Raw genomic sequence first — 24,797 nt, 5'->3', positions numbered from 1 at the left:
ACTCATTTTTTCATACAAGATTGTTTGAAAAACTCGGACTTTAAAATAGAGACAAATATAATTCCTAGTTTATAGGGAGGTATAGTATACGATGAGTGCGGATATTGTTTTGGTAGAGGGAGCACGGACGCCTTTTGCAGAAATAACAGGGTCGTTTCGTGAACTTACCGCAACCGATTTAGGAGCAATTGCGGCAAGGGAAGCAATCAGAAAAGCGAAAATAAATCCGGAGGAAGTAGATCAAGTCGTGTTTGGCAATGTTCAGCAATCCAGCAGAGATGCGCACTATCTGGCCCGCCATGTTGGTTTGAAAGCTGGGCTTCCAATTCATGTACCGGGGTTAACTATTAATCGATTGTGCGGAACTGGACTCGAATCGATTCTCACCGCTGCACGATATATCCTGACGGGGGAGGCGAACGTAGTATTAGCCGGCGGCACGGAAAATATGAGCCAGGTTCCTCATGTCATCAGAGGGATGAGATGGGGCAGTCCGCTAGGTGCTCCTGTCGTGGAAGATTGGGTGTGGGACGGTCTCTATGATACTTATGGTGACTGCACCATGGCTGTCACGGCTGAAAATTTAGCCCAAAAGTATGGGCTTTCCCGTGAAGAAATTGATCAGTACGCTTTATTGAGTCATCAACGGGCCTTGTTCGCTATGGAAAAGGGATACTTTCAGGAAGAAATAGTACCGGTCACTGTCCACGGGAAAAAGGGAAACAAGATCGTAGATACGGATGAACATCCGCGGAAAACAAGCATGGACCAACTAGGTAAACTGAAGGCCCGGTTTATCGAAGGAGGGGTCGTTACGCCGGGAAATGCCAGCGGCATGGTGGATGGAGCGGCATCGGTGATCGTCACTTCGGGAGAATACGCAGCACAAAAAGGGCTAAAGCCCATCGCGCGACTGGTCTCTTGGAACGTGATCGGAGTCGAGCCTAAATTCATGGGGATAGGTCCGGTACCTGCAATCCGGCAAGCTTTGCAGAAGGCCCAGCTGAAACTGGATGATTTGGACTTGATTGAAATCAACGAGGCATTTTCTGCTCAATATTTAGCTTGCCAGAAGGAATTGGGCTTTGATTCCGAAATCGGCAATGTGAATGGAGGAGCCGTTGCCATAGGTCATCCCTTAGCGGCTTCGGGTACACGAATTACCTTATCTTTAATTTATGAACTTGGCAGGAGAGGAAAAAAATATGGGGCATCCGCTGTCTGCATTGGAGGCGGACAAGGGATTGCTGCGATCTGGGAAAGACTCTAGGAGATGGAGCATTCATATAAAAGAGAATTGACATTATAGGAGGAGATTTTATGCAAAATCATCGACAGGTAGTGGTCGTGGGAGCAGGACCGGTAGGTTTGACAGCGGCATTAGCGCTTCGCCATTTAGGGTTGCCGGCAACGGTTCTGGAAGCCGAACGGGAGGGTCGTCCGCGTCCGGGGAGTCGGGCTATCTATATACACAAAGCGACGCTCACGCATTTGGAAGAAATCTCACCAGGCTTAGGTTTTGCTTTCGCGAAGCACGGACTGGTATGGCCGATTAAACGGACCCTTTTCCAAGGAAAAGAAGTTTATGTAAAAAAGTATGATACGCCGAAATCAGATGTAATTCCGCCATTTTCCAGCTTGCCGCAGGATGTCATTGAACGTTTATTGTATCAGGCCTGCCAGGAAGCGGGAGTCGAGTTTGTATGGAATACGCCGATCCGAGATGTGAAGACCAACGAAAGTGGGGCTACATTAACGACGGAATCAGGCGAAGTGTGGACAGCGGATTATATCATTGCCGCGGATGGGGCACGTTCGGCCGTCCGCAAAGCGGTGGGGATTGATATGGAAGGCCCGCGTACGAATGACTTTTTCCTGGTGGTCGATGTCAAAGAAGATGAAGAAAATCCATTGCCGCTGGAACGGATTTTCCATTATCAGCATCCGTCCATGGGTGGCAGAAATGTCATGTATGTTCCTTTTGCCGGCCATTGGCGAGTGGACTTGCAGCTGCTCGATGGGGATGATCCGGAAGAGTTCGGCGGAATCGAAGGCGTGAAAAAATGGCTGCCTCGCGTGATGGATGCAAAGTATGCAGATCGTATTACATGGGTATCTACTTATCAATTCTATCAAGTTGTGGCCCAATCCTTTACCGATGAAAATAAAAGAGTTCTTCTGGCCGGTGAAGCCGCCCACCTTTTCGCCCCGTTTGGAGCCCGCGGGATGAACTCGGGTGTTCCAGATGCCCTCATCGCTGCAAGAGCGATTCATGCAGCCTTACAGGTCGATAATCCGGAAGCAGCGAATCAGTTTATCGCGGCAGGCGCTGAAGAACGAAGAATCGCCTCCTTATATAATCGGGACGCCTCTACCACGGCGTTGGAGCATATTCAGGGAAGCTCCCCGTATATGAACATGAAACGTGAAGTGGCCGCTTCCTTATCACCGATCATTCCGCGTTTAGGAAGATGGCTGGATGAAGGACCTTATGGTCCAAAGTCCGGACCGCCTCAGCTATCGACGAAATATTAAAAGGCAAGAGTCATGGGTCATTTGCGGCTGTTCTGCTACAAGGAGCGGCCAACCCTTTCAATAACGAATAATCGGTGGTGTCCCGAAAGGAGAGAATGGAATGGAAGCTGTCCTTAAAGTGAAGAAGGAAACGGGTTACGGTCCCAATCATCTTCAGGTAGAAAAATGGATTACCCGTCTGTCCGAAGTGAAATGGTTTTCGGCTTTAGGCCAATCAAAGGGTCAAGGGGAAGCGGAAAACGCATGGAAGACATTTATTCGTCATCTAGATTTAGATGACACTCAAGTAGTCTGGATGACGAAAGATCAGCTGCCGTCTTTTGTAGAGGAATTGAGTCTTGGAAATAGCCCATTATGGTCTCGAATACAGTGGATCCCTAAACAGCTGAAGGATAAAACAAAAGAATTAGGGAGAGAAGCCGTCCTCGCCTATACGATAGAAAACATCCCTGAAATGTTATTTCATAAGGCCTTCGATGGAGCCTTTCCTGAGCTGAACGAATACGGTGAGCGAATGGTTAAAGTGGCGGTTGGCTCCGTGATGTATATCTTCGGATTGGCTTGTGCATGGGAAACTCTAGCTGATATCGAGGGATGGGAAACCAACCCATTCACGCCTTTGATCGAGGTTTTTGAAGCCGGCCATTGGCCGGTGGGGATGACAGGGAATCAGGTTTATATAATTTAGTCAATTCAAAAGGAGAGAGGAAACATGCGTTTAGTTACCTTTTGTTATGAGGGAAACCAAAGAGTGGGGGCAATCATAGATAATCGGGTCATTGATTTGAATTATGCTTGCGAAGAAATGTTAAATTCTCAAGAAAAACTGCGGGCGAAGCAAATTGCCGAAGCGTACGTTCCGGCTAATATGGTGGAATTTCTTCAGGGCGGGGAGCAAAGCCTGGCGGTGGCCAAGGAGGCGGTGGATTTCGCTCTCCATAGCGGGAAGAGCTTCTCCCGTAAAGTCGTACTTCCGGCTTCTGATGTACAGTTGGAGGCTCCGGTTCAAAATCCGGCCAAAATGATTTGCGTTGGCCATAATTACCGGGAGCATATCCTGGAAATGGGCCGGGAGCTTCCGCCCTATCCTGTGATCTTTGCCAAGTTCGCGAATACGATCATCGGTCCTCAGGATGATATTCCGTTCTATCCGGTATCGGAACAATTGGATTATGAAGCGGAATTTGCGTTTGTCATCGGAAAACGGGCAAGAAATGTTTCCGCGGACCAAGCACTGGATTACGTGGCAGGCTATACGATCGTCAACGACGTGACCTATCGGGATATCCAAAGAAGAACGATTCAATGGCTGCAAGGAAAGACCGTGGAGGGAAGCGCTCCGATGGGCCCCTGGCTCGTGACGGGGGACGAAATCGGCGATCCTGCCGGATTGGAAGTCGTGCTCACGGTCAATGGAGAAGAGCGCCAACGCTCGAACACGGCCAACTTAGTGTTTACGGTCCAGTATCTGGTAGAATTTCTTTCCGGCCTCATGACCCTAGAACCCGGAGATGTCATTTTAACCGGTACACCGGGCGGAGTCGGGGTAGCGCGCAATCCTCAAGTATTCCTGAAGGATGGAGATGTTGTGCGAATCGAAATCGATCGTATCGGGGCGTTGGAGAATCGCGTAAAAAAAGTGGAGCAGGGGGAATAACATGAGCCAGGTCCAAAAAGCCATCAATGATATTTATCGGCTGACGGATGAGATCCTCCAGTTGGTCAAGCCCTTATCTGAAGAAGAGCTGCGCTGGAAACCGGCCGATGATGTATGGTCCATCATGGAGATTTTGTGCCATGTCGAGGAAATCATCCCTTATTGGCTCCAGGAAATCCAAGCTGTGGTCCAGTCTCCCGGATCAGAATGGGGTCGTAACCATCTTCACGAAGGAAGGCTTGCTGCGGTGGCAAAGGCTGAGCAACGAACGGCAGAGGACATACATGAAGGGATTATCGATACCAAAAAAGTGGTTCATAGCATCCTTGGCAACTTGTCCCCCGAAGATTTGGCGATCGAGGCACCCAGCAGAAACCCTCGTTGGGGAACCAAGCCGATGTCCTTTATCGTGGATCACTTATTAGTTGAGCACATGGAAAGTCACCAGGGCCAAATCAAACGAAATATTGGCCAGTATGCGGCTGTAAATCAAATTCGATAAAGTAGGGGAGGACTCTGTATTGGCTGAAAAACTGGATTTTTTTAACAGCTCTATGGTTCAGGAGTTTAATAAGGAGATTGAGAAGTACCACCTCGGCCCCCTTTGGAATGCCATCCCTGATTTAATGCATAAGCAGCCTAAGCCACAAGCTGTCCCTTATTTATGGAAATCGGAAACCCTTTACGCCAAACTGATGGAAGCACGTGAGATTTTCACCCCTGATCGCGGAGGGGAAAGGAGAGCCATTTACTTGCAAAATCCGGGCTTGAAAAGCCGTGAACCGTGGGGATGGGCTTCGACCACCCAAACCCTTTATGCGGCTGTACAACTGATCTTACCCGGAGAAACGGCACCGTCACACCGCCATACCCAAAGCGCCCTACGTTTCATTACAAACGGATCGGGTGCTTATACAATCGTTCAAGGGGAACGAATCTTCATGGAGGAAGGGGATTATTTGATCACCCCAGGGGGGTTATGGCACGGTCACGCTCATCCGGGAGACGAACCGATGATTTGGATGGATGCGCTTGATATTCCCACGATCTATGCGATCGGCGGAACGTTCTTTGAGCCTTATCCAGAAAGAATCGAGCAGCCTAAAGTACCGGATAACTACTCCGCTCAACGATATGCCGGAGGAATGGTGCGCCCGATTTCCGATCGTTATCCGAAAGTCGCTCCCCTTGGGGCATATAAATGGTCGCAAACCTTAGCTGCGATAGAAGGGTTAAGCCGATTTGAACCGGATCCATTCGATGGCAATGCAGTCGAGTATATCAATCCATCCAATGGAAAGACGGCCAATCCAAACATCGCTTCCTGGATGCAGAAGCTCCCGAAAGGATTCCACGGCAAAGCACATCGCCACACGAGCTCAACGATTTATCAGGTTTTCCAAGGTTCTGGGTATACGGTCATTAATGGCGTCCGCTTCGATTGGTCTAAAGGAGATTACTTTGTGGTTCCGAACTGGGCATGGCACGAGCATATCGCTTTAGAGGACAGTTATTTATTCTCCGTCAGTGACTTGCCGATCATGGAGAAATTTGAAGTTCAACGGGAAGAAATCTATATAGAAAATAATGGTCACCAGAATATACATGATGAATTTGTCCCTTTGCTTCCTTAAAGAAGGAATGTATTGTCGGGATAAATATAATAATCGAACGGGGGAGAACGGGATGGTTCAATCGATTTATGAATATAAGGTCAAATGGGGAGACACGGATGCGGCAGGCATTGTCTTTTACCCTAATTTCTATAAGTTAATGGATCAAGCTACGGCAGAATTGTTTCATGCACTAGGTTTTTCCTTATCGCAAATCTATGCCAAGGAAAAGATAGCGATGCCGATACTAGAGACCCATTGCGTCTTCAAGTCTCCTGCATTTTTCGAGGACTCTCTTCAAGTTATAACAAAAGTACTTGAACTTCGGGAGAAAGTTTATAAGCTCGGGCATGAGTTCTACAGGGGTGAAACGCTGCTTGCCAACGGATATGAAATAAGAGCCTGGACATCGTTTGGACAGGGCAAACCTAAGGCTGAGTCCATTCCGGAGACAATCCGGGAGGCTTTGTCGAGTTCAAACCTGGTTTCACCGAACACAAGGTATCCTATGTTACAGGAAACAGAGGGCTGATACCGAATACTCACATGAACATGGGGCCTCCATTGTGTATGGTAGATAGGGAGCAACCGCATACCATATACAATGGAGGTTCTTTAATGAATATTCTACAAGAATATAACAAGAACTACACTCCCCAAGGAAAGCGGTTTTTGCTGACAGTAATTTGAGGCAGGATTGTTATTATATAAAGAGTTTGACTTTGTAAGAGGTCCAGAATTGATGCCTATATACTTCTAAACTGGATCACAAGTTTAAGATAACACATTTTGAAAGGAATTAGACAATGATTCTAAGATATGTTTTGGGGATAAGTGGATTTAGATAGATATCGACAGAACATGCCGATTTGGTCATAGCAAAAGGTATAAATGATCCAGGCTTGTTAGAAATCAGTCAAAATTAGATTAAAAAATTGTACATTTGCAAAATGTCTAATGACACAAACATGTCACATGAAAAAGTGGTGTAGAATAAGGGTTTGAATAGGTTATTGTGACTTGTTTGTGTCACTGGACAAAAAAAATATTCAATAACGGGGTCGTTCGAGAAATTTCATAATAATACAGTAACAAAACCGTTATTTTATAACCCTATTAATTATTTTACTTTGGTAGTAGAAAAAAACCTTCATTTAGAAGGTGATTTTGACATCGATTTAATTTCTTTTTCTCTGTACTTCACGATTCTATGTCCCGTTGGCGGGTTCACTATGGAACTACTCCTTTTTATTTGTAAAGGTGGCCTTCATTTTATAAATATTTATTAATTAAATTTTATACCTTTACAAACAGTAAATCTAGCATTTTTTACCGTGTTAAAAAGGTATACCTTTACAAACAAGGACAAGAGAGTGTTGAGCTTCGTGGGGACAGGCGAAGACCATGGAACACGTGAAGATCTTGGAAACGCAGCGTGGAAGAACTCTCCGGTGTAGAGGGATCGGCATGTGGTGAAAGTTATGCTTGGAACTAGGGAGACCTAGAATTTTTGTTCTTCCTCGGTCAACACGTAGGGTATCTGCCTGTAATTTTTGACTGTTGTCTCCATTCTGAATCTCCTCACCAAAATATCGAAAAGATATGTTTTCGGTACTTTTTACAAAAGCATGATTTCCTCATCTGCTAAATGGTGTTATTCGGTACTTATTCATGCATGTGGCGGTACCCCTTAAACTATCCAATGTATGGGGGGAATAACATTAATAGACAAAATGCAGCTAGCCTCATAGAGAGGTTAACTGCATTTTGGGGTTACTTTGATTCATTTTAATTCACAAACTGAACATTACATTTAAAAAGATATTACTTTTACTATCCTTTTGTTCCGATTTTATATACTGTAATAAAGTCTTATTTTTGTATATACTGATACATACTTATCGCTAAATGAATATTGAGCAGGTTACTTTCCTTAAAGTCTATGGAGAGGATTTCTTCAATTCGTTTTAAGCGGTAGTTCAAGGTGTTCACATGAACATGTAAGGCATCCGCGGATTCTTTTATATTTTGATTACACTGTAAATAAACAAAAAGCGTTTCGAGAAGTTCTCCTTTCCGAGATTGCTCATATTCAATGATAGGACCCAGCACTTCTTGAATAAAATCCATCAATTCCTCTTTTGGGTTTTGCATGATGAATCTTTGAACACCAAGATCCGAATAACTAAGCACATTGTTTTCAAAATGGTAGCTCTGTATATATTTTAAGCACTTTGTGGCTTCTTGCAATGATTGATGGACATAAAGCAACCCGGGTTTAACCCTTCCAATCCCAATGTTCATTTCCATTGAGTATTTTTTTAAGTAGATCTCCTGCTGAAACCGTCTCGCTAGTTTTTTTATTTGAGAGATGACTTTAGAGGAAGTTTCCATAGGATCAAAGGAGAGAAGAACTACGATTTGATCATTATTGCTTACTGCCATACTTTGTGGATATTTCTCATGAAACAAATGGTTAGCCATCTGTACCATATGCCGAATCATGCTTTCTTCAAGGTTTTTCTGCCTATTCTGTGTGTCGCTAAAATCCATAATCAATGCTAGATAACTCCCCGTGGGATCAAAATTCAGATTCTTTGCCTTTTGAATAAGCGTTTCGTCTATTTGTCCTGAAATAAGCTTATCGATCAGCTCACCCTTCAATCTTTGTTGGGTATCAAATATGGCCTGTTCTTTGACTAGTTCAAGGGAAATGACGGTACATGCATGTTCGAGAGCAGCTATATCCACTTCACCCATTTGTTTGGTAGAAAGGATCATTAACATGCCAAGGTATTTAGGTTTGGACCCAAGAGGCAATACGATGAGTTGATAATGCACACCATTGATCTCTATTTCTGAAACAGAGCGAGCGTTTTCGATGATAGGTTTGGCCTGTTGTTTCATATAAAGGAGTATCTCGGTAGAAAAAGAAGAATCACAGGCTGAAGCGATCAACTCCCCTAAATCGTCAAATAGGAGAGTGTGCTGATTGATCGTTTGGTGTATATAATTGATGATGGATTGAAGTCCTTCCCCTTGCAGAACCAGATTGGCTAAGCTCATGTGGATCTCAACGGAATAGGAAAGCTTGCGAACGGTTTTCTTCGTTTCCTGATAGAGTGTTGCCTTCTCCAAAGCTACGGCTGCTTGATGGCATATCGCTTCCAAAAGATGAATATCTTCTTGCTTAAATTGTAGAGATTTATCGAAAGCGTCTAATGTAAAAACCCCTATACACTCACCCTTTAACATAATGGGGGAACAAAGAACGGATGAAAAATTAAAGTTGCTTGGAATAGACCTTCTCAGTAAATCATGATTATGTTCCGAAAGAGTTGCTAGAGCTTGTTTTATTTCTTTCTCACTAGGAAAAAGAAGAATTTTTTTGGCGGAAAAGGTCATACCCGTCATGGATTCACCAGGTTTTATTTTAATTTGTTTAAAAATCTGTGGATAAAATTCACCTTGAGCAGATTGGGCGATGAGACAATCCTGGTTGGTATCATATAACCATAAAGCTCCGCCATCTGCAGCATCGACGACAGATATGGTTTCGATCATAATGGAATCAATAATGCTATCGATATTCAATGACGTGTTTAATATGTTAGAAACATGCATTAAAGATTGAAGTTGGCGGTGAGTTAAAGTTTCGTTCATTAAACATCATCCTTTTTTTTCTTTCTTTGTAATCGTTTTCTAATATCAATATCAATTTGAAGTTGAGAGAATAATTTGATATTCAGATAAGGCTGTTTTTTAATAGAATATAAAACTCAAACTAATATTTCAATTTAATTTTTATTCTGAGTAATTTTTGTGTAAAAAACACAAATTTTATTCATTGATTTTCATACGGTATCTACATGGTCATATTTTTTTGAATCATTATACTTATTAGTAGATTAACAACAGCCAAATAAAGAAAGGAGTTCATCGAAATCAACATGAGGGATGGAGCCTTTCGAATAACGAAGTAATAAGAGCTCATTGATATTTTTCTTTATTTAGACTGATCGCTCAATCAACTTTAGAAAATGGAAGGATGATGACGGATGAATTTTGATTTGACCGAAGAACAAGTGATGATACGAAAGTTGATTCGTGACTTTGCGGAAGGCGAAGTTGCTCCCGGTGCAGACGAAAGGGATCGAACAGGGGAATTTCCAAAGGAGGTTTTCGATAAGTTAGCCAACCTAGGAGTGATGGGGTTGCCTTTTCCAGAACGATATGGCGGGGGAGGAGCAGATACGATCAGTTTTGCCATCGCTGTAGAAGAGTTAAGCCGAGTGTGCGGATCCACAGGAATCACTTATTCCGCCCATATTTCTTTGGGTGGAGCACCTATCAATCTATTTGGAACGCACGAGCAAAAGGAGAAATACCTAACCCCGATTTGTACAGGAGAGTACTTGGGTGCTTTTGGGCTGACCGAACCGAATGCTGGTTCTGACGCAGGCGGAACCCAAACAACAGCGACACGGAACGGGGATCAGTGGAAGATTTCCGGTTCAAAATGTTTTATTACCAATGCTAGTTATGCTAAAAACCTCGCGCTTACTGCGGTAACCGATCGCTCCAAAGGAACCAACGGAATCAGTGCTTTTATTGTACCGACGGATGCCCCAGGATTTACGGTGATTAGCAATTATGAAAAGATGGGGCTTCATGCTTCGAATACAACGGAGCTAGTAATAGAAAATGTAACCGTTCCCAGTGAAAATCTTCTTGGAGTAGAAGGAAATGGATTTAAGCAATTTTTAGCTACCCTTGACGGAGGCAGGATCGGGATTGGGGCCATGGCCGTTGGTATTGCTCAAGGAGCTTATGAAAAATCTCTCCAATATGCAAAAGAAAGAAAACAATTTGGCAACAGTTTATCTTCCTTCCAAGCGATTCAATTTAAACTCGCTGACATGGCGATGAATATTGAATTAGCTCGCAACATGGTTTACAAAGCGGCATGGTTGAAGGATCAAGGAAGAAGTTTTAAAAAGGAAGCGGCCATGGCTAAATTATTTGCTTCAGAAATTTGCATGAGAGTGTGCGATCAAGCCGTACAGATTCATGGCGGGTATGGTTATATGAAGGAATATCAAGTCGAGCGGTTCTTCCGTGATGCTAAGCTCTTGGAGATCGGGGAAGGAACGTCCGAAGTACAACGAATGGTCATTGCACGTCAAATCGGCTGTTAAGAGAAATAGGGCAGAAAACAGTGGGAGGGCATTCTATGTTCAAAAAAGTTCTAATTGCTAATCGAGGAGAAATTGCGGTTCGTGTCATGCGTACGTGCAAGTCATTAGGTATTGCTACGGTCGGCGTTTATTCAGAAGCTGATAAGGAAGCACCGCATGTCAAAATGGCGGATGAGGCCTATTTGCTTGGAGGTCCACGAGTTGTTGAGAGTTATTTGAACATCGATAAAATTATACAGATTGCCCGATTATCCAAAGTGGAAGCGATCCATCCCGGGTATGGCCTCCTCTCAGAAAATGCCGAATTTGCACGCCGCTGCGAGGAAGCGGGCATCGTTTTCATCGGCCCTTCACCGGATGTCATGTCCCGCATGGGAAGCAAAATTGAATCGCGAAAAGCGATGGAAGAAGCCGGTGTACCCGTCGTTCCAGGTATCACCTATCCATTAGCGAATGCGGAAGAAGCGGTACAAGTAGCCGATCGTATGGGTTACCCGGTTATGCTTAAGGCCTCAGCCGGTGGGGGAGGTATTGGCATGCAGATTGTCCACAGTGCGGATGAAATTCGTAAAGCATTTGAGGGAAATCAAAAGCGAGCAAAGGATTTCTTCGGTGATGGGGCTATGTATGTAGAGAAGTACGTAGAAAATCCAAGGCACATTGAGATTCAGGTCCTGGCTGATGGTTTGGGGAACACGGTCTACTTATGGGAACGAGACTGTTCGGTGCAGCGACGGCATCAGAAAGTGGTTGAGGAGGCTCCGTCATCTTTTCTCGATGAAGAAACTCGAGCCAAAATGGGAAACGCAGCGGTAAAAGCTGCCAAGTCATTGGGTTATCGTAATGCTGGTACGATCGAATTTTTGGTCGATGCAGATAAAAATTTCTATTTTCTTGAAATGAACACCCGGCTACAGGTGGAGCATCCGGTAACTGAAGAGATCACAGGATTAGATTTAGTGGCAGAACAATTAAAAATAGCAGCCGGTCATTCCTTAAATTTCACGCAGTCTGATATAAAACGAGAGGGTCACGCGATCGAAGTTCGAATCTATGCCGAAGATCCCAAGACATTCTTTCCGTCACCCGGTACGATTACGAGATTCGTTACCCCTGAAGGTCCTGGCATTCGCCATGAATTGGCCGTAAACGAAGGATCGGTCGTTACACCCTTTTATGATCCCATGATTGCGAAGCTCGTGGTCAAAGGGAAGGATCGCGATCAGGCGATTGATCTTCTGCAGGAGGCGTTAAGACATTATCAAGTCGAGGGAATCAAAACGAATATTCCCATGCTGCTAGAAGTTGCGGCACATCCGGCATTCCGTTCGGGTGATACGACAACCAGCTTTGTATCTACTTATTTACAGCAAAATAAAACACCATTAAAAAAATAGGAGGTTTCCCATGAGAGAAATCGTAGCAAGTATGGCAGGCAATGTGTGGAAGGTGTTGGTCAAACCCGGAGATCAAATTGAGACAGGCCAAGATGTGGTCATCTTGGAATCGATGAAAATGGAGATTCCGATTGCAGCGGAAATGGGCGGAACGGTAACGGAAGTCAAGGTGAACGAAGGGGATTTTATAAATGAGGGAGATGTTCTGGTCGAGTTCGAGTAAACAAGATAATGAGTTTGGAAGAGAGGGTCGGACTTATGAAGTTTCCAAGCAAAGTGATGCTGAAAGAAGTGGGTCCGCGGGACGGATTACAAAACGAGAAAGTGTTTATCCCTACGGAGGATAAGATTGAATGGATCAATCAATTGTCGAAAACGGGGCTCCAACACATTGAAATAACCTCTTTCGTTAACCCCAAGTGGATCCCTGCCCTTGCGGATGCGGCCTACGTGGCGAAAAGGATTGAACGTGATCCAAACATCACGTATACGGCGCTGGTGCCGAATCGCCAAGGTTTGGAGTTGGCGTTAGAAGCCAATGTGGATGAAGTGGCTGTGTTTATGTCATCCAGTGAAACGCATAATCGAAAAAATATCAACAAATCGATCCAGGATACCTTTCCAATTTTAAGAGAAGTGGTACAACAATCCCTCTTAGCTGGAAAGACCGTCCGTGGATATGTTTCAACCGTTTTCGGGTGCCCCTATGAAGGGAAGGTTTCCATCGAAGAGGTGATCCGGGTGTCTGAGGCCTTATTCGAGATGGGAATTGGAGAATTGTCACTGGGTGACACCATCGGAGTAGCCAATCCGAAGCAGGTGCAAGGCGTGGTGGAAATTCTCTTGAAACGTTTTCCCGCTGAAAAGTTAGCCTTGCACTTTCATGATACGCGCGGGTTAGCCCTTGCCAATATTGTGGCATCACTGGATATGGGCATCACGACATTTGATGCCTCCCTGGGAGGTTTGGGAGGATGCCCTTATGCACCCGGTGCATCCGGCAATGTGGCTACGGATGATTTGCTCTATATGCTTGACGAGATGGGGATTGAGACGGGAGTTCATCAAGACAAGCTGCTTTCCGCAGCCTGTTTTATCCGAGATAAGATAGGGAGGCCTTTACCGAGCCATAGTCTGCAAATCTGCGGATTAAATGGATAGGTGAAGGTACGATGAATCGGTAATAGGAAGGAGAATGAATATGGATAAAGCTGTGGCAGTCTCTTCCATGGAAAATGGAATTGTTCTCATTACGTTAAATCGCCCGGATGCGGCGAATGCCTTATCGCTGCAAATGCTTAAAGAACTGCAAGAAGCGATCGCAACTTGTAAGTTCGATCGTTCGGTTCGCTGTGTGGTGATCACAGGAGCGGGGGAGAAAGCTTTTTGTGCAGGGGCTGATTTAAAAGAGAGAGCAAGTATGGACATGAATCAGGTGCGTAAGACGGTATCTATGATTCGCGGGAACATCAAAGATTTGGAAGATTTGCCCCAGCCGGTCATTGCAGCCGTCAATGGAGTCGCTTTTGGAGGGGGTACGGAATTGGCGCTGGCTTGTGACATCCGGATTGCTTCCGAAAAAGCCAAGTTTGGTCTTACGGAGACTTCACTCGGAATTATTCCGGGTGCAGGCGGAACCCAGCGTTTGCCGAGATTGGTCGGTAAGGGTCGCGCTAAAGAACTTATTTTTACGGCCAGACGGATTGATGCAGAGGAAGCACGGGAAATGGGGTTAGTGGAGTACGTAACGCCAGCTGAGTCCTTAATCAGTAAAGCGTTAGATCTGGCGAACCAGATCGCTCGAAACGCTCCGATCGCGGTAACACAAGCCAAGTTTGCTATTGAAAAGGGGTTAGAAGTGGATTTAAACACCGGGCTGGCGATTGAGCAAAATGCCTATGAAATCATCATTCCCACCAAGGATCGATTGGAAGGGCTGCAGGCCTTTAAAGAGAGGCGTATCCCTGTTTACAAGGGTGAGTAGATAGATTAAGTGAATAAGAGATTTAAGTGAAAATGGAGGCTATGATCATGGACGTTACGGGTATTCAACAAGTTCTATCCAATAGTAAGCTGATTTTTCCTAGTAAAGACGGGAAACATTCCGCTTCGTCTGAAAGCAGAAAAGCCTTTGAAGAACTTCTATTTAAATCGAAAGCCAATCCTTCCGAATTTTGGGAGGAAGTGGCCCGAGAGCTTATGTGGTATGAGCCGTGGCAGGAAACCATTTCCGGTGAATTGCCCGATTTTCAGTTCTTTAAGGGCGGTATCAGCAATCCTTGTTACAATCTTCTGGATCGACACATTGAAAACGGTGCAGCCAACCGGACCGCTCTGATTTGGGAAGGAGAAAACGGTGATACCAAATTCTATACCTATCAAATGCTTCTTGCAGAAGTGAACCGTTTTGCGAATGTATTAAAATCTTTTGGGGTCCAAAAAGGGGATGCCGTGGCGATCTATCTCCCCAATCTTGCAGAAGCATTCATTGCTATTCTTGCTTGTTTCCGCATTGGGGCTGTCTATAATACCATTTTCTCGGGTTTCTCAGAAAAATCATTAAAGGATCGCCTGGTAAACTTTGAGCCCAAAGTCATTGTGACGGCGGATGCTAGTCTTCGAAGAGGAAAAGTCATTCCTTTAAAAGAAAAAGTTGACAGCGTTGTCAGTGACATGCCCTATGTTGCCGCGGTGATCGTGGTAAACCGATTGGACAGTGAGCTGGATATGAAACCGGGAAGGGATTATTGGTGGCATGACCTTCGAAAAACGGCTGGCATCAAGTGTGAACCGGAACGGATCGAAGCCAATGAGCCGGGGATTGTTTTCTACACAAGCGGGACGACGGGAAAACCAAAGGGTGTCGTTCACTCAGGGATGGCATTCGTTGTCCAAAATTACATTTATGCTAGATATCACATGGATCATCAACCCGATGATGTTTTCTGGTGCACCGCTGATGTTGGCTGGCTGACGATGCATATCTGGGGGGTAGTCGGTTCCCTGGCTAACGGTGTAACAACGGTTGTATACGAGGGAGCACCGGACTATCCGGATCGCGACCGATTCTATCAAATCATGGACAAATATCGTGTCAATAAATTGTTCACAGCGCCAACCGCACTCAGAATGCTCAAAAGTCTTGGGGAAAAAGCCATGGAGCCTTATGATTTAAGCGGCCTGGATGTCATTTCCCTGGTCGGGGAGCCTTTTGATCCGGAGACATGGCATTGGACTTATGAAGTATTAGGAAGAAAACAAATTTGTCTGAATAATACCTGGGGACAGACGGAAACAGCCGGGTGTCCGCTAGCCGGAGCCGCGTGGTTAACCCCGATGAAGCCGGGCTCCGTGGGGGTCGAGTTTTTAGGAGCTGCCGTGGATATTGTTGACGATCATGGAAATCCTGTTCCTCCAGGAACCTTAGGGAATTTAGTGATCAAAAAGCCGTTTCCTATGTTATGCCGGACATTGTGGAAAGATCCTGAGCGTTACTATGAAGCTTATTTTAGCCAAGTTGAGGGCTGCTATTATCCAAGTGATCTTGCCTTAAAGGATGAAGACGGATATTTCTGGGTAGTCGGACGTTCGGATGATGCCTTTAACGTGGCGGGCCATAGACTTAGCACCATGGAAATGGAGAGTGCGGTTTTAGAATGTGAAGGAGTAGCTGAAGCAGCTGTTTTTGGTATTCCTGATCCAATTAAAGGTGAAGTTCCTGTGGTATTTGTTAAATTATCTGCTGGGATTGATGAGACGGATGAACTGAGGGATCGGATTATTGAAACCATCGTTAGCGGCATCGGCCAAATTGCGAGACCTCAGCACGTCTTGTTTACGGATACATTACCCAAAACCGTTAGCGGCAAAATTATGCGTCGCTTATTGAAGGAAATCGTCATGGAAGGTACTGTGGCAGGTGATGTTACAGGTCTGGAGGATCCGACTGCGGTGGAGCAAATTAAAAGTCTGGTTGCTCCGTTGCTCCAAAAGTAATTAGTATGACCGTTGGTGATCATCAATCGAGAATTAAGGAGGAGAAAGCCATGTCCATCGAATTGAAATCGGGGCAAGAACAAACATTACAGGGTCGGATTGAACAAATCAAAAAGGGGGGTGCCCCGAAATATCATGAAAACAATGCCCGACAAGGAAAATTGTTTGTACGTGACCGTTTGAAGCTATTATTTGATCCCGGATTCGAACTGGAGGATGCCTTGTTTGCCAACAGCATGGCCGGTGATCTTCCGGCTGACGGTGTGGTCACGGCCATCGGCAAAGTGGGCGGCCAAACGGTTTGTGTCATGGCCAATGATTCTACGGTAAAAGCCGGATCCTGGGGATCGCGAACGGTCGAGAAGATCATTCGCATTCAAGAAACGGCAGAAAAATTGAGAGTACCATTGATTTATCTTGTAGATTCCGCAGGGGCGCGGATTACGGACCAAATCGAAATGTTTCCTGGACGGCGCGGGGCTGGCCGGATTTTTTACAATCAGGTCAAGTTGTCCGGTAAAATCCCGCAGATTTGCCTCCTATTCGGCCCGTCTGCAGCAGGAGGAGCTTACATTCCCGCTTTTTGTGACATTGTGGTCATGGTCGATGGCAATGCCTCGATGTATCTCGGATCCCCGAGGATGGCCGAAATGGTCATCGGAGAAAAAGTAACGTTGGAAGAAATGGGCGGTGCCCGCATGCATTGCTCGGTGTCGGGTTGTGGGGATGTACTGGCTAAAAACGAAGAAGAAGCGATTGAAATGGCTCGTCATTATCTCTCTTATTTTCCCGCCAATTTCGCTGAAAAACCGCCTGTACGAGAAGCTTTGGCACCGAAACGACATGAGAAAACATTGGAAGAGATCATCCCATCGAATCAGAATGCTCCCTTTAATATGTATGACTTGATCGATCGAATCATTGATGAAGAGTCGTTTTTTGAAATCAAGAAGCTGTTTGCTGGTGAACTGATCACAGGATTGGCCCGAATGAATGGAAGACCGATCGGAATCGTTGCCAATCAGCCGAGAGTGAAGGGAGGGGTCTTGTTCCATGATACAGCGGATAAGGCAGCCAAATTTATTACCCTTTGTGACGCGTATCATATTCCGCTGCTGTTTCTCGCGGATGTGCCCGGATTCATGATTGGCACCAAAGTAGAAAGAGCGGGAATTATTCGCCATGGGGCAAAAATGATTTCGGCCATGTCTGAAGCCAGTGTGCCTAAAATCTCGGTTATTGTTCGCAAGGCATATGGAGCAGGACTTTATGCCATGGCAGGCCCTGCGTTTGAACCGGATTGTTGTCTCGCCTTGCCTACGGCCCAAATTGCGGTGATGGGACCGGAAGCTGCGGTAAATGCCGTATACGCCAATAAAATAGCCCAATTGCCTGAACATGAGAGAGCTGCTTTTATTGAACAAAAGCGGGAGGAATATAAGCAGGATATTGATATTTATCGTCTCGCCTCCGAAATGATCATTGATGGAATCATCCCAGCCAATTCTTTGCGTGATGAGTTAGTGAACCGTTTTGAGGCCTATTCATCAAAGGTTCTCGTGTTCTCCGAGCGGAAGCACCCGGTATATCCGGTTTAATCTACGATCATTTAATAGAAGGAGGATAGTCAGATGAATATCTTTGTCATTTTAAAGCAAACCTTTGATACAGAGGAAAAGATTTCCATTCAAAACGGCCAGATCAGTGAAGATGGAGTGGAATTCATCATCAATCCCTATGATGAATATGCGATCGAAGAAGCCGTGAAATTAAAAGAGGAAAACGGCGGAGAGGTCATTGTCCTGACAGTGGGACCTGCACGTTCGGAAAGTGCGCTGCGCACAGCGTTGGCAATGGGAGCGGATAAAGCGGTACGGATTGAACAGGAAGAAGAATGCGATGAATACACCGTAGCGAAATGGTTAGCGGCCACGATCCGAAATCGTCCGTTTGACTTGATCCTCGGGGGCAATATGGCGGTGGATTCGGGATCCGGTCAGGTGGCTCTTCGCGTGGCAGAAGAATTGGATATTGCCCATGTTTCTAGCATTACAAAACTAGCACTAGATGATAGAAAGGCTACTATTGAAAGGGACGTAGAAGGGGATTTGGAAGTCATTGAAGTTTCCTTGCCGGTATTAGTCACAGCCCAACAAGGCTTGAATGAACCCCGCTATCCGTCCCTTCCTGGCATTATGAAGGCGAAGAAAAAGCCATTGGAAGTGATTTCGATCAAAGATCTCGGCTTATCTCAAGAGGAAACGCAGGCACGAACGACGGTGATTGATCAGTACTTGCCAGCCAAAAAACAGGCAGGACGCGTTTTACAGGGTGAATTGAAGCAGCAAGTGAGCGAGTTAGCCCAATTACTTCGTACAGAAGCGAAAGTGATCTAAGAGGAGGGAGAACCGTGGGAAGAAAAATACTCGTATTAACTGAAGTCAAGGAAGGTAAGTTGCGCCAGGTTTCCTTGGAGGCTTTATCCGTGGCCCAGCAAGTCGCAGAAGGTGGAGAGATCATCGCTGCTTTGTTTGGTGCTGATTCTGGGGAGTGTCTTTCGGATTTCTCCCGGTATGGGGCTCATAAGTTATATGTAAGTAGGGAGCCAAGCCTGTCCGCCTATACGACAGATGCCTATACTCAAGCGCTGGTTCAATTAGTTCAAGAAGTAGGGGCAGACGTAGTTTTAATGGGACATACGGGTGTTGGCAAAGATTTAGCTCCAAGAGTAGCCGCTCGCTTAGGAACGGGTCTGATTACCGATTGTACGGGTGTAGAAGTCGTGGATGGGAACATCGCCTTTATCCGGCCGATCTATGCAGGGAAGGCTTTCCAAAAGAAGAGCTTCAAGGAAGGAACCATCTTTGCTACCCTTCGTTCGAATAATTTCGAACGGAAAGAAGCATCTGCATCAACCCAAATCTTGACATTCCAACCTGCGATCAAGGATGTTCGGACGATCGTGAAAGAAGTGGTACGTAAAGCCGTTGGCGGAGTTGACTTAAGTGAAGCGAAAATCGTTGTATCCGGAGGACGCGGGGTGAAAAGTGCCGAAGGGTTCAAAACCTTGCAAGCGTTAGCCGATGTATTAGGAGGAGCCGTAGGGGCCTCCCGCGGAGCATGCGATGCGAGCTATTGCGATTATGCCTTGCAGATCGGACAAACGGGGAAGGTAGTTACGCCGGACTTGTACATTGCTTGCGGGATTTCTGGTGCCATTCAGCACTTGGCGGGGATGTCAAACTCCAAAGTGATCGTGGCTATTAATAAAGATCCGGAAGCGCCGATTTTCCAAGTGGCTGACTATGGGATTGTAGGAGATTTGTTTGAGGTTGTACCTTTATTGACGGAAGAATTTAATCGAGTGTTGAATGGTGCAACGGTTTGATAAAAGTAGGTTAATAGATAGGGTTCAACTCTCGGATATTCGACGTAGAGCCTATCCATTCTTTAATGGGTGGATAGACTCTAGTAAAATTAGGCGATTGATATCATGGGCTGGGTATGGAATAGTCGGAGATCCTCGGGTAACCCGTCTGAGATTTAAATAGTCTAGAGCAAAAATGATTGATTGGGCTTTTTGGATGATGGTAACCGGAGTTTCTCCGCCTATGTCCATATTTTTACTCCTAATAAGGAAAATAGACGGAGAAACTCCTGCTATCATAGTTGGTGGACCATCCTGAAACTCTGGTGGGCCAGAAGGTGATCAACCAACTAATAAGTCAAAAAATAAGGACTTTACTAAGCAAGAGAATATCAATTAAAACATGAAAAATACAGAAATAAAAGGAGGTCAGAGGAATGTTATCATTACTTAATTTTTTAGCTCTATTGGCTGTCACCAGTTATGCCGTCTACATGTTTCTCCATGTTGTATATAGCCGCTATTTGTTTGTGAAGCTTGGAAAAAAAGCCGCTTATGAACCGAATCTGAAAGAACGAATCAATGCCGTGTTAATCAATGGGTTCGGGCAGCGGAAATTGTTTAGGGACAAGAAAAGCGGCTGTATGCACTTAATCTTATTTTATGGCTTTATGATTATCCAAGTGGGACTGATCGAACTGGTCATTAAGGGATTTAGTAAAGGGTACGAATTCCCGTTCGGCGATGGACATAAATATTTCAGTCTTCTACAAGAATGGACCACCTTCCTTATGCTGTGCGCCGTGGGATATGCTGCCTTTCGCCGTTATGTGGAAAAGCTAAAGCGATTGCAATGGAAGCGAAATGGCAAAGCGGCTTTTGTTTATATCGGGCTAACCATTTTGACCCTGTCGATCCTGCTTTCATTGGGCTTTGAAACGGTCATGCTCGGGCACCATCCGGATTTGGTCTATGCTCCTTTCTCTGGAGTGGTTGCGCTAGCATTCTCCGGTATCGGAACGATAGCAGCTACCGTTTTGTTTTATTTATTCTGGTGGGTTCACATGCTGATCGTGTTATCCTTCATGGTCTTCGTTCCACAGTCGAAGCAAGCGCATGAGCTATTCGCGATGTTCAATATCTTTTTCAAGAAAGTCGGACCGGTAGGGAAATTGAGCAAGATTGATTTTGAGGATGAAGAAGTCGAGGAATATGGGGTCGGGAAAATCGAGAACTTTACCCAACAGCAGCTGATCGATCTATATGCCTGCGCGGAATGTGGACGATGCACGAATATGTGTCCTGCTTCCGGAACGGGAAAAACTTTGTCTCCGATGGATCTCATCGTGAAGATGAGGGATCATTTGACAGAGAAAGGAGCGGCTGTTACATCACGTGACCCATGGATGCCCGGTTTAGTTTTTGGCTCTTCATCATTAGCGGTTGGCTCGGCCGCTCAGGAAACAGCGGCGACGTTTGAAATGCCGAATTTAATTGGCGACGTGATCACCGAAGAGGAATTATGGGCTTGTACGACATGCCGGAATTGTGAAGACCAGTGTCCGGTGGCTAACGAACATGTGGACAAAATTATTGATATGAGGCGATATTTAGTCATGACGGAAGGGAACATGCCACACGAAGCGACTCGCTATTTCCAAAATATCGAACGCCAAAGCAATCCATGGGGGATTAACCGGAAGGAACGCATCAAATGGCGAGAAGGTCGGAATGACATTGTGGTGCCAACCGTGGATGAAGTGGAAGATTTGGAGTATCTGTTCTTTGTCGGTTCCATGGGATCCTTTGACAATCGGAGCCAGAAAATTGCCCTATCGTTTGCCAAGCTCATGAATATGGCAGGGGTGAAATTCGCTATTTTGGGGAACGAGGAACGCAACTCTGGCGACACGGCTCGCCGCATGGGGAACGAATTTTTATTTCAACAGCTATGCCAAGAAAATATAGCTAATTTCCAAGCTTATAATGTGAAAAAGATTGTGACCATCTGTCCACATACCTACAATACCTTTAAACATGAATATCCCGAATTTGGCCTAGAGGCGGAAGTGTATCATCATACGGAATTGATTTGGAAGCTGATTCAGGAAGGTCGCATTAAGCCTACCAAAGAAGTGCAGGAAGCCATTGCATATCACGATTCTTGCTATATCGGTCGGTATAATGACATTTACGATATTCCACGTGAAATTTTAAAATCCATTCCTGGAGTAGGCGTGTTGGAAATGGAGAGAAACAAGCAGGATGCGATGTGTTGCGGAGCAGGCGGTGGGAATATGTGGATGGAAGAAACGCAGGGGAAACGGATTAATGTGGAACGGACAGAACAGGCGCTGCGCCTCAATCCGACTACTATCGGAAGCAACTGCCCTTACTGCTTGACCATGATGAATGATGGAGTGAAAGCCAAGGAAGCAGAAGAACATGTAAAAACGTTGGATATCGCTGAAATAGTTGAGAGGTCACTTTAATATGTTCTGAATTAATTTAGGATAGAACAAAAGAAGTTTTGCAATGAATGGTAGGTTATTTTGTATTGTTGGATATCAATTAACAGATACTCTCGTTTGTCTAGAGGATCTTAGATTGATGGTAAATAATGAAGGAGGGAAATGTAATGTTGCTTTACAAGTTAGTAAATGAAAGTAGTAAGATTGATGATTATCGTCAGGATATGTATAAATTAGCAGGATATAATAGTATGTCCGAACCTGAATATCAGAAAATTCGTATCAAACTGGATAACATTATCGATATGTGCAAGCAAATTTCAACACTTAGACAGCATTATAAAAAAGAATCCCTATAAGTTAACAAGCAAGCCAACAGAAAAATCATAGGCCCTTAGATTGATCTAATAGAGTCATAATCATGAAAATAAGTGTTTTATTTTTTAATCTAAAGCCAATTTCACGTGGAGGGGTATTATGAACAATGAACGATATCAGAGGGGTCTAAATAAATTCCTCGAATACAATCAAGACTCAGCCCATGTTGTAAACGATAACGATAAAATACCAGACCCACTTGACAGCATCGCTCCCGATTTTCGAAGTTGGATTATTGAGTTTGCCTATGGGGATATATATAGCCGACCAGATTTAGATAATAAACAACGTTCACTTGTCACTATTTCATCCCTGGTTACCCAAGGGATTGATAAACAGTTGGAGACTCATATTAATAGAGGTTTAACTGCGGGCCTTACTTCCAGAGAGGTTATAGAATCTATTATTCAGCTCATACCTTATGTTGGGTTTCCTCGGGTTCAAAATGCTTTAATGCTTGCAAAGAAAGTGTTCGATCAGCGTCTGTGATCAGTTAGTGGGTTTTAACTATGCGTTTGGTTACTTTATGATCAAGGTTCATTCAACGTATGATGAGGTGGGAACCAATGAGACTCACAGGAGAAATTTTTAGAAAACGGCATTATTTTGATCACGATGATAAACGTAATAATTGTATCACGTTTATTTTATGCGAAAAAGGAATTCTGTTTAAGGGTGATATTATTAAAATCATCCCTATACTGAGTAATGAATTAGAAATTACAAAGGGGGTTGGAGAAAAGATTGAGGTAGAAGGGAAAATTGAATTTAGGTGCATTACCACTCCTAATGGGGAGCGTAGTCGGTTACCCATTCCTGTTATACGGCTTTGTGGATGATGAGTTTTATAAACTTATCTATCGCTATAAATATCAATTTATATAAAATTTTATTTTGGTAAGAATGTAACGATTCATTTATAGGTCCAAATTTCCAAGCCTTCGGAATTCCAAAGGCTTTTTTTCTATCAAGTTGTTGGTCAACACTAACTATTTGACAAGAGGAAAGCAGTGTTCTTTATAAACCTTCATTATTAAATTTTGTGTAAAACCAACAAATTTTTTCGACTTATTATTATGGGATTGAACATGTTGTTACATTGTAAAAAGATTTATCATTGTAATTTCATTAGAAAACATTAAGTAGCATAGGAAAAAACGAGACAAAAAAAGTCGACCTATAAGGGGTTTTATAAAATGATTTTATCTGGTTTATATAGTCTCTTAAATCAATTGGAATCCAAAAGAGAAGTCATGCACACATTGGCATCAATAAAAGGAATCACGGATCCGGAAGTATTAAAGGTCAGTCAGCAATTGGATGAATTAATAGTTACTTATCAAACTCTGGTAATTGGATGTGTCAAAAAGGGGGGGACAAACGGGAGCTCGTCATTATGGAACCTTTAACTGGTTAACGAGTTGTGCAACGATTGATTACTGATTTGGTGGTAATTGATTTTCGAAAAAAACCGATATGCAATAAATTCTAAGGATGAAATGTAAAACAATCAAAACGACTGTACTGTCCATGATGTTTATCTTCTCTTACTTTATTATCAGGAGGGAGCTTAGATGTATTATATTATGTATATTCAAACAGAAGAAACAATTTTAGAAAATATCGATCAAGTAGCAATTTACCTTATAAATGGTTGGAAACTATATGGGTACACGGATAATGAAAAACAAGCTTACTTCTTATTGAACGAGTGTCAAAATTGCTAGTAATAAGAACTCTGGGCTTAGAATACGGAATTTAACGCTATTCGTACCCATATGAAATAATTTACAAACTCTGCTTTTTCTGCTTTGAAATCTAGGCAGAAAGATGGAGTGTATGATACTCCAATATTTTGAGACTCGATTGGATTGAGTTTTTTATACTCCTCACTTTGGAATAATGTCAGATATTCTTCCTTTTTAGGGGTAAATATCGAGGAGGTACGGGGGTTAACTTGGTATAATAAATGAACGGAAAAATCGCAAAAAGCAGCAGCAATGAAATCGGATTAAACAAATCTTTCATGAAAAATCTAGAATTTCCACAATAGCACTAACCACAATTTTGTTTAAGTCAACATAGTGATTTGGTGTGCCCAGCGAGAAGATAGGTTCCAATCTACTTTATCTTTTTAATGAAGCGGAATGTACAGATGATTCTGCTTTAGCCGAGTCTGGGATAG

Annotated in this window: 22 protein-coding genes; 21 read left to right on the top strand and 1 reads right to left on the bottom strand. The window is 44.2% G+C overall.

What is annotated here, in order from left to right:
• Window positions 1-91 precede the first annotated feature (91 nt).
• From ABLT31_RS25520 to ABLT31_RS25490, 7 genes are all read left to right on the top strand, one after another.
• The gene (locus ABLT31_RS25520) at window positions 92-1,270 is read left to right on the top strand and encodes an acetyl-CoA C-acetyltransferase (RefSeq protein ID WP_367757110.1); all 1,179 of its coding nucleotides are present in this window, start codon (window positions 92-94) and stop codon (window positions 1,268-1,270) included.
• 50 nt (window positions 1,271-1,320) lie between these two features.
• The gene (locus ABLT31_RS25515) at window positions 1,321-2,535 is read left to right on the top strand and encodes an FAD-dependent monooxygenase (protein WP_367757108.1); all 1,215 of its coding nucleotides are present in this window, start codon (window positions 1,321-1,323) and stop codon (window positions 2,533-2,535) included.
• A 100-nt stretch (window positions 2,536-2,635) separates the two neighbouring features.
• Window positions 2,636-3,223, top strand: a complete 588-nt coding sequence (locus ABLT31_RS25510) for a hypothetical protein (protein ID WP_367757106.1) — start codon at window positions 2,636-2,638, stop codon at window positions 3,221-3,223.
• A 24-nt stretch (window positions 3,224-3,247) separates the two neighbouring features.
• Window positions 3,248-4,192, top strand: a complete 945-nt coding sequence (locus ABLT31_RS25505) for a fumarylacetoacetate hydrolase family protein (RefSeq protein ID WP_367757104.1) — start codon at window positions 3,248-3,250, stop codon at window positions 4,190-4,192.
• A 1-nt stretch (window position 4,193) separates the two neighbouring features.
• Window positions 4,194-4,694 carry a DinB family protein gene (locus ABLT31_RS25500; protein WP_367757102.1) on the top strand — a complete coding sequence of 167 codons (501 nt, stop codon included), beginning with the start codon at window positions 4,194-4,196 and terminating at the stop codon, window positions 4,692-4,694.
• A 19-nt stretch (window positions 4,695-4,713) separates the two neighbouring features.
• Window positions 4,714-5,826, top strand: coding sequence for a cupin domain-containing protein (locus tag ABLT31_RS25495; protein ID WP_367757100.1), 1,113 nt, complete (start codon window positions 4,714-4,716; stop codon window positions 5,824-5,826).
• Window positions 5,827-5,878: 52 nt separating this feature from the next.
• The gene (locus ABLT31_RS25490) at window positions 5,879-6,337 is read left to right on the top strand and encodes an acyl-CoA thioesterase (RefSeq protein ID WP_367757098.1); all 459 of its coding nucleotides are present in this window, start codon (window positions 5,879-5,881) and stop codon (window positions 6,335-6,337) included.
• Between the two features lie 1,340 nt (window positions 6,338-7,677).
• Here the strand turns inward: ABLT31_RS25490 and ABLT31_RS25485 are convergent.
• Window positions 7,678-9,468 carry a helix-turn-helix domain-containing protein gene (locus ABLT31_RS25485; RefSeq protein ID WP_367757096.1) on the bottom strand — a complete coding sequence of 597 codons (1,791 nt, stop codon included), beginning with the start codon at window positions 9,466-9,468 and terminating at the stop codon, window positions 7,678-7,680.
• 395 nt (window positions 9,469-9,863) lie between these two features.
• Between ABLT31_RS25485 and ABLT31_RS25480 the strand changes: the two genes are divergently transcribed.
• From ABLT31_RS25480 to ABLT31_RS25415, 14 genes are all read left to right on the top strand, one after another.
• Window positions 9,864-11,003 carry an acyl-CoA dehydrogenase gene (locus ABLT31_RS25480; RefSeq protein WP_367757094.1) on the top strand — a complete coding sequence of 380 codons (1,140 nt, stop codon included), beginning with the start codon at window positions 9,864-9,866 and terminating at the stop codon, window positions 11,001-11,003.
• A 35-nt stretch (window positions 11,004-11,038) separates the two neighbouring features.
• Window positions 11,039-12,400, top strand: a complete 1,362-nt coding sequence (locus ABLT31_RS25475) for an acetyl-CoA carboxylase biotin carboxylase subunit (protein ID WP_367757092.1) — start codon at window positions 11,039-11,041, stop codon at window positions 12,398-12,400.
• 10 nt (window positions 12,401-12,410) lie between these two features.
• Window positions 12,411-12,623 carry an acetyl-CoA carboxylase biotin carboxyl carrier protein subunit gene (locus ABLT31_RS25470; protein ID WP_367757090.1) on the top strand — a complete coding sequence of 71 codons (213 nt, stop codon included), beginning with the start codon at window positions 12,411-12,413 and terminating at the stop codon, window positions 12,621-12,623.
• A 35-nt stretch (window positions 12,624-12,658) separates the two neighbouring features.
• Window positions 12,659-13,561 carry a hydroxymethylglutaryl-CoA lyase gene (locus ABLT31_RS25465; protein ID WP_367757088.1) on the top strand — a complete coding sequence of 301 codons (903 nt, stop codon included), beginning with the start codon at window positions 12,659-12,661 and terminating at the stop codon, window positions 13,559-13,561.
• Between the two features lie 40 nt (window positions 13,562-13,601).
• Window positions 13,602-14,384, top strand: a complete 783-nt coding sequence (locus ABLT31_RS25460) for an enoyl-CoA hydratase (RefSeq protein ID WP_367757086.1) — start codon at window positions 13,602-13,604, stop codon at window positions 14,382-14,384.
• 47 nt (window positions 14,385-14,431) lie between these two features.
• The gene (gene acs, locus ABLT31_RS25455; protein WP_367757083.1) at window positions 14,432-16,396 is read left to right on the top strand and encodes an acetate--CoA ligase; all 1,965 of its coding nucleotides are present in this window, start codon (window positions 14,432-14,434) and stop codon (window positions 16,394-16,396) included.
• A gap of 50 nt (window positions 16,397-16,446) precedes the next feature.
• A complete protein-coding gene (locus ABLT31_RS25450; RefSeq protein ID WP_367757081.1) occupies window positions 16,447-17,994 on the top strand; it encodes an acyl-CoA carboxylase subunit beta in 1,548 nt (515 codons plus the stop codon).
• A 33-nt stretch (window positions 17,995-18,027) separates the two neighbouring features.
• A complete protein-coding gene (locus ABLT31_RS25445; RefSeq protein WP_367757079.1) occupies window positions 18,028-18,792 on the top strand; it encodes an electron transfer flavoprotein subunit beta/FixA family protein in 765 nt (254 codons plus the stop codon).
• A 14-nt stretch (window positions 18,793-18,806) separates the two neighbouring features.
• The gene (locus ABLT31_RS25440; RefSeq protein ID WP_367757077.1) at window positions 18,807-19,784 is read left to right on the top strand and encodes an electron transfer flavoprotein subunit alpha/FixB family protein; all 978 of its coding nucleotides are present in this window, start codon (window positions 18,807-18,809) and stop codon (window positions 19,782-19,784) included.
• A gap of 416 nt (window positions 19,785-20,200) precedes the next feature.
• Window positions 20,201-22,255, top strand: coding sequence for a (Fe-S)-binding protein (locus ABLT31_RS25435; RefSeq protein ID WP_367757074.1), 2,055 nt, complete (start codon window positions 20,201-20,203; stop codon window positions 22,253-22,255).
• 146 nt (window positions 22,256-22,401) lie between these two features.
• Window positions 22,402-22,593 (top strand): hypothetical protein, encoded by a 192-nt coding sequence (locus ABLT31_RS25430; RefSeq protein WP_367757072.1) that lies wholly within the window; start codon window positions 22,402-22,404, stop codon window positions 22,591-22,593.
• A 118-nt stretch (window positions 22,594-22,711) separates the two neighbouring features.
• Window positions 22,712-23,101 (top strand): carboxymuconolactone decarboxylase family protein, encoded by a 390-nt coding sequence (locus ABLT31_RS25425; protein ID WP_367757070.1) that lies wholly within the window; start codon window positions 22,712-22,714, stop codon window positions 23,099-23,101.
• A 77-nt stretch (window positions 23,102-23,178) separates the two neighbouring features.
• Window positions 23,179-23,451: a hypothetical protein gene (locus tag ABLT31_RS25420; RefSeq protein WP_367757068.1), complete on the top strand. Its 273-nt coding sequence runs from the start codon at window positions 23,179-23,181 to the stop codon at window positions 23,449-23,451.
• Between the two features lie 357 nt (window positions 23,452-23,808).
• Window positions 23,809-24,021 (top strand): aspartyl-phosphate phosphatase Spo0E family protein, encoded by a 213-nt coding sequence (locus ABLT31_RS25415; RefSeq protein WP_367757066.1) that lies wholly within the window; start codon window positions 23,809-23,811, stop codon window positions 24,019-24,021.
• Window positions 24,022-24,797: the final 776 nt, after the last annotated feature.

Source organism: Ammoniphilus soli (assembly GCF_040813775.1).
This window is presented reverse-complemented; position numbering and strand designations above follow the sequence as displayed.